Below are 13255 nucleotides of genomic sequence, written 5' to 3'. Positions count from 1 at the left end.
CCGGCCTGACAGGCCGGGCGGGCTCTCGCCGTCCGTGAGGCCGTCTTGTCAGTCTTCATAATCCGCCGGCTGCTGCAAAGCCTGCTGGTCGTCTTCGTGATGTCGCTGCTGGTGTTCTTCGGCGTCAATGTCGTCGGCGATCCCGTCGACATGCTGGTCAACCCGGAGATGACCCAGGCCGACATCGAGGCGACGATCCGCGCGCTGGGTCTCGATCGGCCGATTCACGAGCAATACTGGCATTTCCTGACCAACGCGCTGGAGGCCGACCTCGGCAAGTCCTTCATCTTCGGCGAACCGGCCCTCAAGCTGATTCTCCAGCGCATGCCGGCAACTCTCGAACTGGCCTTTGTTTCTCTCGTGCTGTCGGTGGTGATTGGGTTGCCGCTCGGCGTCTATGCCGGTCTCAATCCGGAAAGCCGGGTCAGCCGGACCATCATGGCGGGGTCGATCCTCGGTTTCTCCCTTCCGACCTTCTGGGTCGGGCTGATGCTGATCATGATCTTCGCCGTTCTGCTGGGGTGGCTGCCGTCGACCGGGCGGGGCGATACGGTCGAGGTTCTCGGCGTCAGCGTCAGCTTTCTCACCCTCGACGGTCTATCCCATCTGCTGCTGCCGGCCTTCAACCTCGCGCTGACCAACATATCGCTCGTCATTCGCCTGTCCCGCGCCGGAACCCGCGAGGTGGCGCAGCAGGATTACGTGAAGTTCGCGCGGGCCAAGGGGCTGGGCCGGCGCCGGATCATATTCGTCCATGTGCTGAAGAACATCATGATCCCGGTGGTGACCGTGCTGGGACTGGAGTTCGGCGGTCTGATCGCCTTCTCGGTGGTGACCGAGACGATCTTTGCCTGGCCGGGCATGGGCAAGTTGCTGATCGACAGCGTTCAGAATCTCGACCGGCCCGTTATCGTCGCCTACCTGATGATCACCGTGCTCTTCTTCATCGTGATCAATCTCGTGGTCGATCTGCTCTACTCGCTGCTCGATCCGCGGGTGCGGCTCCAGGATGTGAAGGCATGACGACAGCGACGGAGCCGACACCCGAGGAAACTCTGCGGCGCGGCCTCGATACCGGCGCGGAGGAGCAGGCGGCGCGGCAGACGCCCTTCCGGCGTTTCTGTCGCGACTTCTTCGCCAGTCCGGTCGCCGCCGTCGCCTTCGTGGTCCTCTGCGGCGTTCTCTTCATCGCACTCTTCGCGCCCTGGATCAGCCCGACGAACCCTTACGATCTGGCCGTCGTCGACGTGATGGACAATCGCTTGCCACCCGGCAGCACCAGCTTCGACGGCAGCGTGACCTACTGGCTCGGCACGGACGGGGCGGGGCGCGACGTCCTGAGCGCCATTTTCTACGGTCTGCGCACCTCGCTTTTCGTCGGCGTCGCCAGCGGACTGATCGCGCTTCTGATCGGCAGTTCCATCGGTCTCGCCTCGGCTTACTACGGGGGACGGGTCGACAGCTTCATCATGCGGGTCGTCGATATCCAGCTCAGTTTTCCGGCGATTCTGGTGGCACTGATCCTGTTGGCGGCGCTGGGGCAGGGCGTCGAGAAGATCATTCTCGCCCTGGTCGTCGTGCAGTGGGCCTACTACGCCCGGACTGTGCGCGGTACCGCCCTGGTGGAGCGCCGCAAGGAGTATGTCGAGGCCGCCGCCTGTCTCGCCTTGCCGCCTAGGCGTATTCTCTTCCGGCATCTGCTCCCCAATTGCCTGCCGCCTCTGATCGTGGTCGGTACGGTGCAGACGGCCTCGGCGATCGCGCTGGAAGCGACCTTGAGTTTCCTCGGCCTCGGCCTGCCGATTACCGAGCCTTCGCTGGGGCTGCTGATCGCCAACGGTTTCCAATACATGATGAGCCTGCAGTACTGGATCAGCGTCTTCCCCGGCGTTGCGCTTCTGATCACCATCGTCAGCATCAATCTGGTCGGCGACCAGCTGCGCGACGTGCTGAACCCGAGGCTGGAGCGATGATGGCAGGACCGACGGCGACCGACATGCCCTTGCTCGCTGTCGAGCGGCTGCAGACCCACTTCTTCACGAAGTCCGGCGTCGCACGGGCCGTCGACGATGTCAGCTTCAGCCTTCGGCGCGGCGAGGTCATGGGGCTGGTCGGAGAGTCGGGGTCCGGCAAGTCGGTAACCGGATTCTCGATCATGGGACTGGTCGACCCGCCCGGGCGGGTCGTGGGCGGTCGAGTGCTGTTTCAGGGACGGGACCTGACGACGCTCGACGAAAACAGCCTGCGCGGTCTGCGTGGCGCGCGCATCGCCATGATCTTTCAGGACCCGATGATGACCCTGAATCCGGTCCTGCGCATCGACACGCAGATGATCGAGACGATCCAGGCGCATGAGCGGGTCGATCGGGACAGCGCGCGCCAGCGCGCGCGGGACGCCCTCGGCCGGGTCGGCATCGCGTCGCCGGACGAGCGCTTGCGCGCCTATCCGCATCAGTTCTCCGGCGGCATGCGCCAGCGTGTCGCCATCGCCATCGCGCTGCTGAACGGGCCGGAGTTGATCATCGCGGACGAGCCGACGACGGCGCTGGACGTCACCATCCAGGGCCAGATCCTGCACGAGGTGCAGACCCTCTGTCGGGAGACGGGCACCGCGCTGATCTGGATCACCCATGACCTTTCGGTGGTGGCCGGGCTCGCCGACCGGGTGGCCGTGATGTATGCCGGCAAGCTCGTCGAACAGGGGGAGGTGGATGCCGTGCTCGATCGCCCCCGGCATCCCTACACGGCCGGGCTGATCGGGTCCGTGCCGACGCAGAACCAGCGCGGTGCGCCGCTCGCTCAGATTCCCGGCATGACGCCATCGCTTCTGTCCCTGCCGCCCGGTTGCCCCTTCGCGCCGCGCTGCCCACGCGCCGACGCCGCCTGCGAGGTCCTGCCCGAACCCGCGACCTTGCCGGACGGCCGTGTCGTCCGCTGCCATCATCCGCATCTCGATGGCGCGACGGTATGACGGAAGCACCGATCCTTGCCTTGGAGTCCGTCTCCAAGCGCTTCGTCAAGCGCCTCGATTTCGCCGGCAAGCTGGCTCGAAGACTCGGTGCGCAGGTGCGCGAGGAGACGGTTCACGCCGTCGACCAGGTCAGTTTCTCTATCGAGGAAGGGGAGGTGGTCGGGCTGGTCGGCGAGTCCGGGTGCGGCAAGTCCACGCTCGGCCGCGTGGTGGCGGGCCTCCACAGCGCGAGCGACGGCCAGGTGCGCTGGCGGGGGGAGCCGGTCGCCGGACTGACTCACGGCCAAGCCAAGGCTTTTGCCTTGGCCGTTCAAATGATCTTCCAGGACCCCTTCGCCTCGTTGAACCCGCGTATGCGGGTCGCCGAGATTATCGGCGAGGCGCCGCTTTACCATGGGCTTTGGACCCGGTCGGAGGCTGATGACCGACTGGCCGCAACGATGCGGCGGGTCGGGCTAGACCCCAGCTACCGGCGGCGCTACCCGCACCAGTTCTCCGGCGGCCAGCGCCAACGTCTCGGGATCGCTCGGGCGCTGGCCGTGGAGCCGAGTTTCATCGTCTGCGACGAGGCGGTAGCGGCGCTGGATGTCTCGATCCAGGCGCAGGTGCTGAACCTCTTCATGGAGCTACGCCGCGACCTCGGTCTGACCTATCTCTTCATCAGCCACGATCTGGGTGTGGTCGAGCATATCGCCGACCGGGTTGTGATCATGTATCTGGGGCGCGTGGTCGAGATCGGCGAGACCGAGACGCTCTTCGCGGAACCGAACCACCCCTATACGCAGGCGCTGCTTGCCGAGGTGCCGCGCATCGACCTGCGGCGGCGGACCTACACGCCGGTGAAGGGGGAGATTCCCTCGCCGCTCGACCCTCCGCCCGGTTGCCACTTCCACCCGCGCTGCCCGCACGCCGGACCGCGCTGTCGCGTCGAGGTGCCGCAACTCAAGGAAGTGACGCCCGGCCGCCGGTCGGCCTGTCATCTGAACGACGGAGGTGTTGGGCATGCCGGCTGACCCTGCCGACCTGGTCGAGCTGCTTCCGGCGCGGGGCGAGCCGGTTCCGCTGCTCCTGGACAGCCCCCACAGCGGCAGCTTCTATCCTGACGATTTCGACTATGCCTGCTCGTTGGTCGAACTGCGCCGGGCGGAGGACATGTATGTCGACGAGCTCTTCGCGACTGCGCCGGCGCGGGGAGCACCGCTTTTGCGCGCCCGTTTTCCCCGCAGCTACATCGACCCAAACCGGTCGTTGGAGGACATCGATCCGGACATGATTGCCGGCGGCTGGCCGCAGGCCATCCGTCCGGGCGAGAAGACGCGGCTCGGCGTGGGGCTGATCTGGAGCCGGCTTCAAGGCAAGACGCCGATCTACCGGCGCAAGCTCGGCGTTGAGGAGGTGCGGCAGCGGATCGAGCGCTGCTGGAGGCCCTATCATGCGACGCTGGAGCGCGAGGTCGAACGTTTGCATGCGGCCTTCGGGTGTCTGTTTCATCTCGACTGTCATTCGATGCCGGCGAACGGCGATCCCCGGATCGACGGTAACAGCGATCCGCGCGCCGATTTCGTGCTGGGAGATCGCGAGGGCACGGCCTGCTGCGAGGCCTTCACGGCGAGGGTTGAGGCTTATCTCAAGGGACTGGGCTACGACGTTCGGCGCAACCAGCCCTACAAAGGCGTCGAACTGGTACGTCGCTACAGCGATCCGGCAGCCGGCCGGCACAGTCTCCAACTCGAGATCAATCGCCGGCTCTATATGAACGAAGACAGCTTCGAGAAGACGGCCCACTTCACGACCTTGCAAGCCGACCTCGATGGCCTGCTCGCCGATCTGGCTGTCTTCGCAGCCGAAGAAAGTCGCGTCGTAGCAGGGGCGTGACCGGCCGGCGCTGAGCTTGGCCCGGGCCAACTGCATTGGCTCCAGCCCGCACTTGACTTTTCCTTGCCCCTCGACCTGCTCGGACGAGCCTCGGTTCGATCTGTCTCAATCTGAGTCGTTTGACACGACAGGCGTCGGTGAAAAAGGGGGCGTGCGCTTCCTGAGCCAAGAGGGCGACCGAAGAGATGATCTGCGGATCTGGAGACGGAATGACATATTCTTCGTAAAAGTTCGGCCTTTGACTGTTCTACTGTTATTTGCTATTATTAATTATTCGTTTTATTATGAAATTGAGGTGAAAAAGTGTTTGTATACGCTTTTGTCCTCGGAGCGTTCGACCGTTTCAATTATGGTGACATTCTGTTTGCGCATATATCTGCATATTTACTGAAAGAAAAATTTCCTGATATACAAATTCACTTTATAGGATTTAAGAAAACTGATCTCGGGCGATCTGGCGGTGTTCTCGTTCGGGACTTTAGTTTCATCGATCAGTTTAAATCCGCGCCCGGCGAGTCTTTAGTCTGGGTGTCCGGCGGCGCCGTTTTGGACGTACGCTGGTGGACAATGACCCAAATGCTGCTGTCGGACCGGGGGTCGAAAGCTTTCCGCCGCGTCCGAAGATATCTGCGCGATGAGATGCTGGACTTTCTCTGTCGCCGGTATCATCGGTCGCCGCATCCGATGCCCTGGATATTCGATAGGGACGCTCTCCCGTTCGATGAGGGTTTCGCGATTGCCTACAACTCCGTGGGCGGTGCGAATTTTTCACCTCTTCCCGAGAGACTCAGGTCCGCGGTTCGAACGGGGCTTTCCACAGCCGATTACGTTTCCGTGCGGGACGCGAACTCGAGAGATGCACTCGCGGAAATTGGGGTTGCGCCCGTCGAACTGGTCCCTGATAGCGCGGTTCTTCTGAATGAGTCGTCACTCAGTAAGACTCTGTTTGGGCTGGGTGAGGAGGAGGCAAACGCCGATCCTTACGGAACACGACTCTCCCTTCCCGAAGGGTCTATCTGTTTTCAATGTGCGGGGCGGTTTTTTAGGAGATTCGAAGACGATATCTGCGATCAGATCGAAAAATTGCACGAAGTGACCGAGCAAAATATTGTCGTATTCGGGATCGGGTACGCCCCCTTCCACGACGACCATCTCACGATTGATGGGATCTCCGACAGGTTAGGCGAGAATGAGTGGTTACATGTTTACAGGGAGGAGAGTGTTTCCGGAATCGCCCGCTTGATACAGAAATCGAGCTGTTACATTGGAACCAGTCTTCATGGCTACATAACGGCTTTTGCCTTTTCCAGACCGAGAGTCGGTCTCTCTCCGGATGTCGGAAAGCTCGTCGGTTTCAGAGACGCCTGGGACCTCCCCAGCATGCCGGTGGGCATTTCTTTTTCCGATTTTTCAGAAGCCGCTTGCCGGGCATTGAGACACGATCCCGAGACGTTGAACGGCGTTGCACGCCGTACGAAGGATCTCTACGTTTCGAAATTCGAGGCTATTTGGGACGGCGCACTGGCGGATAAGGCCGCGGGCTCGTCGAGATCCTGAAATCTCGGCAGCGGCTTCGCGCTGCGACAGATGTCACACCTGAAACAGTCCTTCACGGCACCGGTTGCGAGATGGCATTTTTGATCTGCTGAAGATATCCATCGCCGTATCTTGCGCAGGGCTCGACGATGTTCCCCTCTGCCCACTCGTTCCAGGAGCGAACAAATACAATTTTGCGGTCATCTGATTCGTTTTTTAGGGTTTGGATCGCATCTCGCAGATGCTGGCCGAATTTTTCCGGTGTGCTTCCAAAATAGACATGCCCTGATCGGCCGGAGCGCGGAGTGTTGTCCCACCCCGTCGCGACGCAAGGAAATGTGTCCTCGTAGTCGCCGAGAAATGCGGTCTTCACCGCTTTGTCGTAGCTATGGAGATTGGGAGCGAGCTTGAATTTCCTGTTGTTCAGAAGGCGGCGTAAAAACTGCGGCGCCAAATGATCGCGGAAGGTCGGACGAAGGGTGGTTACCGCATCGTAGTAGCCGAGTTCTGACGTTCTGCTTTCTCGCAGAAACCGCAGCGCGACGAAAAAGATTCCGTCCAGACCATTCTTTCGTGCGAGGTCCTGCCAAGTCTCGACGAAAACATCGGTATCGGGAATGTCCTTCGGGCGGTACACGCAGAAAAGAGGTTTTCCTCCGACGCGAATGTAACGCTCGTCTCGAAAAAACGGGAGAAGGGCATTGAAATGAGCCTTATAATCTTCGATCCCCGGGTAAGTCTGCTCCATCAGAATGCGATTTGGGGCGCCGTGCCAGATACCGCTCCAGGTTTGATTGGCCCAAGATAGAGCGAACTTTATATCCACTTTCGCCGAGACCATCGTTTCGACAGGGCGCTCGAGAAGGCGGCGGCCCGCAAACCAATAGTGCCAGTAGCAGAAGCCTTCCACGCCGAAGCGGCGCGCCAGCTCCGCCTGACCGTGGTGGGTCTCCGACAGTCTTAGGTCATAGAATCCCAGGTCCCCCGGCAGATACGGCTGTTTGTGCCCGGGAAACAGGGATTTGGCTTTTGCGACGTTGGTCCATTCCGTAAAGCCTTTCCCCCACCATTCGTCGTTCTCAGTAATTGGATGGAATTGGGGAAGGTGAAATGCAATTATTCGTGCACGATTATTCGTCATAAATCTATTCGCCCGGGTGAAATTCGGAACCGGAAGTAAACTCTATGCTGAAGATGAGAGCGGCACGGATAACAGCCCAGAATTTATTGTAGCGGCTGATAATGTTGCGGAAAACCCCTGAGGCGGTCGATCGGGCCGTCGGCGGCTCAGCGCCGTTGATGCCTTTCGGCCAGTCGGCGTAGACTTTCCATAACAGTCCCGTGACGGCGGCGATGGTTGCCTTGACGTCGTCCAGATAAGGGACCGCTATGGGAGGAGATCGCCATGTGCCGGATCTTTGCCGGACAGCCCCAGTCAAACTACGCACCCGAACGCCGGTCCGTCCGCCTTGGCGGCTACTGCACGAGCATTCAACTCGAGCAGGTCTTTTGGCGGATTCTCGAGGAGATCGCGGCGAGTGAAGGCGTGAGCCTCGCGAAGTTCATCAGCGTGCTGCATGACGAGGTGATCGAAACCCATGGCGAGGCGCGCAACTTTACCTCGATGCTGCGGTGCTGCTGCCTGATCTACCTCGATCGGACAGGGGCTGACGCGGGGCTGCGCTTCGCCGTCCCCAGTGGCTTGGCCGCGCTCTCGGCTGCCGAGTAGCGGCCTTCTGGGGATTTGCCCTGTGGTAAGCCGTTACCACCCGACTGCCCGGTCCTTCGCCTAGGCTTGCGATGATCGATTTTGCGTTTGGGGCGACCCCTCGTGCAGTCCGACAACAAGGGAAACCGGCTGGTCGCAAGGCTGCATCGACGGCTGGGGAGGACTGAGGTGGCGAAAGTCATTCACACCATGATCCGCGTTCTCGACGAAGACCGCTCGGTGAATTTCTACGGCAAGGCTTTCGGCCTCGAGATCGCCGACAGGTTTCCGTTCGAGAGTTTCACCCTGGTCTACCTGCGCAATCCGGAAGCTGATTTCGAGGTCGAGCTGACCGTCAATCACGCTCAGAGCAAACCCTACAGCCACGGCGACGGCTACGGTCATCTGGCCGTAGCGGTGGACGATCTGGAGGCCGAGTACGACCGCATCGCGACGTTGGGCCTCGAGCCCGGCGACATCAAGGAATTCCATCGGGAGGGAACTTTGATGGCTAAGTTCTTTTTCTTGCAAGACCCGGATGGATACAAGATCGAAGTTCTACAAAAACACGGCCGCTATAAATAGACGGCCAATAAAAATGCGAGATCTCGTCCGCAACACAGCGGCGGTCAAGCGAGGTCTCCAGGATGGGAGGATCCTAGAATGCGCGTGGTCGATAGACGAACGCAGTTCTCGCGGCGGGGGTTTCTGACCGCGGGCGGTGCGGCGACGGCTGGACTGGTCGCCTTGTCCGTGTCATCCGGCGTGATCGCGAGTCCGACGGGTGCCTGGGCCGTCTCGGTCACCCATCTGAAGCCCGAGACCATGCAAACGCTGATCCAGATGGCGCGCGATATCTATCCGCACGACCGTCTGGCCGATCTCTACTACGCCGCCGCGGTTTCGGGGTACGACGATCAGGCTGGTGAGGAGTCTTCGGTCAAGGCGATGATCGAAGAGGGTGTGGCCGACCTTGACGGCTTGGCCGAAGCCAGCCACGGCCGCCGCTACGCCGAGGTCGGCTGGGAGGCCGAGCGCGTCGCGCTCCTGCGGCGGATCGAACAGGATCCACTGTTTCAGACGCTCCGTTCGGGGCTGGTGGTCGGGCTCTACAACAATTCCGAGGTCTGGCCGAAGTTCGGGTACGAGGGCGCGTCCGCCGAGCAGGGCGGCTACCTCGACCGCGGCTTCGACGACATCGACTGGGTCTAGCGTTCGCGCTGCAGGAGGAAAGGCAGATGTCTGCGCCTTACGATTTGAACGACGACGGTGTCGTCGTGGTTGTCGGCTCCGGAGCCGGCGGAGGAACGCTCGCCACGGAACTGGCTTTGAAGGGGATCGACACCGTCGTGCTGGAGGCCGGCGGACGGCACGAGATCGAGGATTTCTCGAACGACGAATGGGGTATGTTCGGCCAAGTCTCCTGGCTCGACATGCGCACGACATCGGGCAACTGGCGGGTCGCGCGCGACTTCCCGAATCTTCCGGCCTGGATCGTCAAGGCGGTCGGCGGTTCGACGGTCCACTGGGCGGGCGCCTCGCTGCGTCTGCAGGAGCACGAGTTCAAGGATCGCAGCGTCTACGGCGAAATCCCCGGCGCCAATCTGCTCGACTGGCCGATCACCTTGGCGGATCTGGAACCCTACTACGACAGGGCCGAAGACCGCATGGGCGTGACCCGGACCCACGACATTCCGGGATTGCCCGGCAACAACAACTTCAAGGTCATGAAAGCCGGCGCGGACAAGCTCGGGTACAAACAGTGCAGTACCGGCCGGATGGCGATCAATTCGCAGCCGCGCCACGACCGTGCCGCCTGCCAGCAGATCGGCTTTTGCTTCCAGGGCTGCAAGTCGGGCGCCAAGTGGTCGACGCTTTACGCGGAGATCCCGAAGGGTGAGGCCACCGGCAAGCTGGAGGTCCGGGCCGGGGCACAGGTCCTGCGCATCGAGCACGACGCGCAGGGGAAGGCGACCGGCGTCGTCTACGCCGATGCGGAGGGCAACCGGCATCTCCAAGAGGCGCGGGCCGTCTGTATCGCGGGGAACTCCATCGAGTCTCCGCGGCTGTTGCTCAACTCTGCCTCGTCCCTTTTCCCTGACGGCCTCGCGAACTCCTCCGGACAGGTCGGCAAGAACTACATGCGGCATATGACCGGCAGCGTCTACGCGGTCTTCGACCGGCCGGTGAACATGTATCGCGGCACGACCATGGCCGGGATCATCCAGGACGAGTCCGGTCACGATCCTTCGCGCGGTTTCGCCGGTGGTTACGAGATGGAGACTCTGTCGCTGGGTCTGCCCTTCATGGCGGCTTTCCTGGATCCGGGGGCCTGGGGCCGGAGCTTTACATCGGCGTTGGATGGCTACGACCGCATGGCGGGCATGTGGCTGGTTGGCGAGGACATGCCGCAGGAGAGCAACGCCGTCACCCTTCATCCGACGGAGACGGATACCTACGGGCTGCCGGTGCCGAACGTCCACTTCGACGATCATCCGAACGACCTGGCGATGCGCGATCATGCCTACCGGCAGGGCAGCGCGGTCTACGAGGCCGTGGGGGCGGTTCGAACCTTCCCGACACCCCCCTATCCCTCCACCCACAATCTCGGAACCAATCGCATGAGCGAGCGGCCGCGGGACGGCGTGGTCGACAAATGGGGACAGACCCACGACGTCGCGAATCTCTTCGTGTCGGACGGCAGTCAGTTCACCACCGGTGGGGCCGAGAACCCGACCTTGACCATTGTGGCGTTGGCCTTGCGTCAGGCCGACCACATCGCTGGGCGGATGCAAAGAGGCGAACTGTGATCCACGGTCTCCGGCGTCCTATCGAAAAGGGCCTCCCTCCGGAGGCCCTTTTTCCGGTGAGGGTCTGCGGCGCTGCGGGACCGTCAGAAGAGAGCTTCGGCTATTTCCCGTTGTCCGGGAAAGCTCTGCTCGCTAGGATCGATTGATATAAGAAACCGAAAAGAAAAATTCCGGATCTAAAGGGAGGATCATAAATGAAACGTTTGCTTCTATGCAGTATAGTGACCCTGGCATTTGTCGCGACCGCACCGGCCTCGGCGCAATCTAATCTGGAAAGACTGGGGCAGTTCAGAACGACCGGTGTGACCGAGTTCGAAGTGGTCGAGCAAGGCGGGCAGAACGCTGAAGCGATCCGCCGGATCCTCGAGCGGATCAATCTTCCCTCGGGCTTCAAGATCGATCTCTATGCCGTCGTTCCCGACGCACGCCACATCGCCGTCGGCCCGCAGGGCGTGGTCACTTTCGTCGGCACGCGCAAGACGGACGTCTGGGCCGTGACCGACCGCAACAAGGACCGGGTCGCCGACGAGGTGAAGCGCTTCGCGCCTTCCTTGGACCTGATGATTCCCAACGGACCCTGTTTTTCGCGGGATGGCTTCCTCTTCATCGCCGAACAGAACCGCGTTCTGATGTATCCGGCCGCCGAGTTCTTCTACGAGAGCCCAGACGTGGTCGCGGTGCCGATCGTGCCGCAAGGCGAATTGATTCCGGTTGAGGAAGAGAGCTTCAATCACACCGCGCGGGTCTGCCGCATCGGCCCGGACGACAAGCTTTACATCTCGCTGGGCCAGCCCTTCAACGTCTCGCCGGCGGAGAAGATGGATCTCTACGACCGAACCGGCATCGGCGGGATCATCCGTATGGACCGCGACGGCACCAACCGAGAGGTCTTCAGCTACGGCGTGCGGAATTCCGTCGGTATGGACTTCAATCCCGCCAACGGAGAGCTCTGGTTCACCGACAACCAGGTCGACGGCATGGGCGACCTGATTCCGCCGGGAGAGTTGAACCGTCAGACCGAGATGGGACAGCACTTCGGCTTCCCCTGGTACGGCGGCGGCAGTACCCGCACAAACGAGTACAAGGGCAGCGAGCCGCCAGCGGATCTGGTCTTTCCGGTCGTTGAAATGGATGCTCATGCCGCCGACCTCGGTATGACCTTCTATACCGGCCGGCAATTTCCTCAGATGTACCGCGGAGGCGTCTTCGTGGCGCAGCACGGCTCATGGAACCGGACCGAGCCGATCGGCGCGCGGGTGATGTTCACCTCCGTGAATGACGACGGGACCGTTGGCGAAACCAAGGTCTTCGCCGATGGCTGGCTCGACGAGGAGACGGGAGAGTATCTCGGCCGCCCGGTCGACGTCGCCCAGCTGCAGGACGGTTCGATCCTCGTCTCCGACGATCTCGTCGGCGCCATCTACCGCATCTCCTACGAGCGGTAGCGCTCGCTTCGGCGTTTCACTTCGTATCCCGGCGCAGGCGCCAACTGCGCCGGGGTTTTCGTTCATGCTCTGTCTTGGATGAAGATGACCCGATGCCTGTCCCGTTTTCTTATGTCTCTCGACTTCTCGGCTTCGCCTTGTGTCTGATGGCCGCCGGCCTTGCGGCCACGCCGGGCCTGGCCGGCGATGCCGGCGCCGGGCGCGAGAAGGCCGCCACCTGCCGGACCTGTCACGGGATCGATGGCGTGGCCCGTCTGCCGAATGCTCCGCACATCGCCGGCGAGAGCGAGCTCTATCTCATTGCTCAGCTTCGAGCCTTCCGCTCCGGAGAGCGCAGAAGCGAGATCATGGCGGTGATCGCGCAGTCACTCAGCGATGACGACATTGCCGACCTGGCCGCTTGGTACTCCAGCATCGAGTTCAGCGTCACTCTGCCCGACTAGGTGGGATCGCTTTCTGATCTGAAGGATGGGATCAGCCGAAGAATCTCTTCGTCCCCCTTCACGGTCCCCGTGGGTTGCCAGCCGAGCTTGCGATAGAAGCCGGAGGCGCGCAGTGTCGGATCCCGATTGGCGAACAGCCAGACCTCCGCATGCCCTTCCGAGAACAGCCAGTCCGTGACTCTTGCCAGCAGCGTCCTGCCGAGGCCCCGGCCTTCGTAGTCGGGATGGATCGCGACAACCTGCACCTCGCCGTTCGAGGCGTCTCCCATCGAGAAGCCGGCCACTCTCGGACCGTCTTGCGCCAGCCAGCCGCGCACGTGGGAGCGCATGCCTTCCGCCAGGCCCTCAAGCGTAATGCCGTAGTCCTCCGCGAGTTCCTGCAAGGTGACCCGATTTTCCCTCGTCGCAAGCCTGACCTCGAAAACCGCCTCGAGATCGGATGGCGTCATTTCGCGGAGCTCTAGCAA

14 protein-coding genes are annotated in these 13255 nt (G+C 61.8%); 12 read left to right on the top strand and 2 right to left on the bottom strand.

All coding sequences use genetic code 11. The annotated features are described in order from the left end of the window. The first annotated feature begins 45 nt into the window (after positions 1-45). The 6 genes from DBZ32_RS04830 (at position 46) to DBZ32_RS04805 (ending at position 6403) form a co-directional block, all read left to right on the top strand. On the top strand, positions 46-1023 hold the full coding sequence (locus tag DBZ32_RS04830; protein ID WP_119165946.1) for an ABC transporter permease: 978 nt from the start codon (positions 46-48) through the stop codon (positions 1021-1023). After that, on the top strand, positions 1020-1973 hold the full coding sequence (locus DBZ32_RS04825; RefSeq protein ID WP_119165945.1) for an ABC transporter permease: 954 nt from the start codon (positions 1020-1022) through the stop codon (positions 1971-1973). Before DBZ32_RS04830 ends, DBZ32_RS04825 begins: the two co-directional genes overlap by 4 nt. Beyond that, positions 1973-2971 carry an ABC transporter ATP-binding protein gene (locus tag DBZ32_RS04820; protein WP_235830048.1) on the top strand — a complete coding sequence of 333 codons (999 nt, stop codon included), beginning with the start codon at positions 1973-1975 and terminating at the stop codon, positions 2969-2971. Before DBZ32_RS04825 ends, DBZ32_RS04820 begins: the two co-directional genes overlap by 1 nt. Then, positions 2968-3984 carry an ABC transporter ATP-binding protein gene (locus DBZ32_RS04815; RefSeq protein ID WP_119165944.1) on the top strand — a complete coding sequence of 339 codons (1017 nt, stop codon included), beginning with the start codon at positions 2968-2970 and terminating at the stop codon, positions 3982-3984. The genes DBZ32_RS04820 and DBZ32_RS04815 overlap by 4 nt, the downstream gene beginning before the upstream one ends. Beyond that, complete coding sequence (locus DBZ32_RS04810) at positions 3974-4846, top strand: N-formylglutamate amidohydrolase (RefSeq protein WP_119165943.1); 873 nt, start codon at positions 3974-3976, stop codon at positions 4844-4846. Before DBZ32_RS04815 ends, DBZ32_RS04810 begins: the two co-directional genes overlap by 11 nt. 303 nt (positions 4847-5149) lie before the next feature. Beyond that, positions 5150-6403 carry a polysaccharide pyruvyl transferase family protein gene (locus DBZ32_RS04805; RefSeq protein WP_119165942.1) on the top strand — a complete coding sequence of 418 codons (1254 nt, stop codon included), beginning with the start codon at positions 5150-5152 and terminating at the stop codon, positions 6401-6403. A gap of 52 nt (positions 6404-6455) precedes the next feature. Here DBZ32_RS04805 and DBZ32_RS04800 read toward each other — a convergent pair whose 3' ends face one another. After that, positions 6456-7523: a glycosyltransferase WbsX family protein gene (locus DBZ32_RS04800; protein ID WP_119165941.1), complete on the bottom strand. Its 1068-nt coding sequence runs from the start codon at positions 7521-7523 to the stop codon at positions 6456-6458. Positions 7524-7787: 264 nt separating this feature from the next. On the opposite strand from DBZ32_RS04800, the gene DBZ32_RS04795 reads away from it, so the two are divergent. The 6 genes from DBZ32_RS04795 to DBZ32_RS04770 all read left to right on the top strand — a co-directional run bounded on the left by DBZ32_RS04795 (position 7788) and on the right by DBZ32_RS04770 (position 12788). Continuing rightward, entirely contained in the window at positions 7788-8111 is a 324-nt protein-coding gene (locus tag DBZ32_RS04795; protein ID WP_119165940.1) for a ribbon-helix-helix domain-containing protein, read from the top strand. 168 nt (positions 8112-8279) lie between these two features. Further along, a complete protein-coding gene (locus tag DBZ32_RS04790; protein WP_119165939.1) occupies positions 8280-8675 on the top strand; it encodes a VOC family protein in 396 nt (131 codons plus the stop codon). Between the two features lie 78 nt (positions 8676-8753). After that, positions 8754-9302 carry a Twin-arginine translocation pathway signal gene (locus DBZ32_RS04785; protein ID WP_119165938.1) on the top strand — a complete coding sequence of 183 codons (549 nt, stop codon included), beginning with the start codon at positions 8754-8756 and terminating at the stop codon, positions 9300-9302. Positions 9303-9328: 26 nt separating this feature from the next. Further along, the gene (locus DBZ32_RS04780; RefSeq protein ID WP_119165937.1) at positions 9329-10900 is read left to right on the top strand and encodes a GMC family oxidoreductase; all 1572 of its coding nucleotides are present in this window, start codon (positions 9329-9331) and stop codon (positions 10898-10900) included. A 194-nt stretch (positions 10901-11094) separates the two neighbouring features. Continuing rightward, on the top strand, positions 11095-12345 hold the full coding sequence (locus DBZ32_RS04775) for a PQQ-dependent sugar dehydrogenase (protein WP_119165936.1): 1251 nt from the start codon (positions 11095-11097) through the stop codon (positions 12343-12345). A 92-nt stretch (positions 12346-12437) separates the two neighbouring features. Next, positions 12438-12788 carry a c-type cytochrome gene (locus DBZ32_RS04770; protein WP_119165935.1) on the top strand — a complete coding sequence of 117 codons (351 nt, stop codon included), beginning with the start codon at positions 12438-12440 and terminating at the stop codon, positions 12786-12788. On the opposite strand, the gene DBZ32_RS04765 is transcribed toward DBZ32_RS04770, so the two are convergent. Then, positions 12785-13237, bottom strand: a complete 453-nt coding sequence (locus DBZ32_RS04765) for a GNAT family N-acetyltransferase (RefSeq protein ID WP_119165934.1) — start codon at positions 13235-13237, stop codon at positions 12785-12787. The two genes, DBZ32_RS04770 and DBZ32_RS04765, sit on opposite strands and share 4 nt — an antisense overlap. Positions 13238-13255: the final 18 nt, after the last annotated feature.

This window comes from Algihabitans albus, assembly GCF_003572205.1.
In the GTDB taxonomy this organism is placed as follows: domain Bacteria; phylum Pseudomonadota; class Alphaproteobacteria; order Kiloniellales; family DSM-21159; genus Algihabitans; species Algihabitans albus.
Note: the sequence above shows the minus strand (reverse complement) of the source record. Positions and strands in the feature narration are given on the sequence as shown.

Coding starts and splice junctions, on each gene's coding strand:
- DBZ32_RS04825 (WP_119165945.1), top strand. CDS start 1,020: ATGACGACAGCGACGGAGCCGACACCCGAGGAAACTCTGCGGCGCGGC.
- DBZ32_RS04820 (WP_235830048.1), top strand. CDS start 1,973: ATGGCAGGACCGACGGCGACCGACATGCCCTTGCTCGCTGTCGAGCGG.
- DBZ32_RS04815 (WP_119165944.1), top strand. CDS start 2,968: ATGACGGAAGCACCGATCCTTGCCTTGGAGTCCGTCTCCAAGCGCTTC.
- DBZ32_RS04810 (WP_119165943.1), top strand. CDS start 3,974: ATGCCGGCTGACCCTGCCGACCTGGTCGAGCTGCTTCCGGCGCGGGGC.
- DBZ32_RS04800 (WP_119165941.1), bottom strand. CDS start 7,523: ATGACGAATAATCGTGCACGAATAATTGCATTTCACCTTCCCCAATTC.
- DBZ32_RS04795 (WP_119165940.1), top strand. CDS start 7,788: ATGTGCCGGATCTTTGCCGGACAGCCCCAGTCAAACTACGCACCCGAA.
- DBZ32_RS04785 (WP_119165938.1), top strand. CDS start 8,754: ATGCGCGTGGTCGATAGACGAACGCAGTTCTCGCGGCGGGGGTTTCTG.
- DBZ32_RS04780 (WP_119165937.1), top strand. CDS start 9,329: ATGTCTGCGCCTTACGATTTGAACGACGACGGTGTCGTCGTGGTTGTC.
- DBZ32_RS04775 (WP_119165936.1), top strand. CDS start 11,095: ATGAAACGTTTGCTTCTATGCAGTATAGTGACCCTGGCATTTGTCGCG.
- DBZ32_RS04770 (WP_119165935.1), top strand. CDS start 12,438: ATGCCTGTCCCGTTTTCTTATGTCTCTCGACTTCTCGGCTTCGCCTTG.
- DBZ32_RS04765 (WP_119165934.1), bottom strand. CDS start 13,237: ATGACGCCATCCGATCTCGAGGCGGTTTTCGAGGTCAGGCTTGCGACG.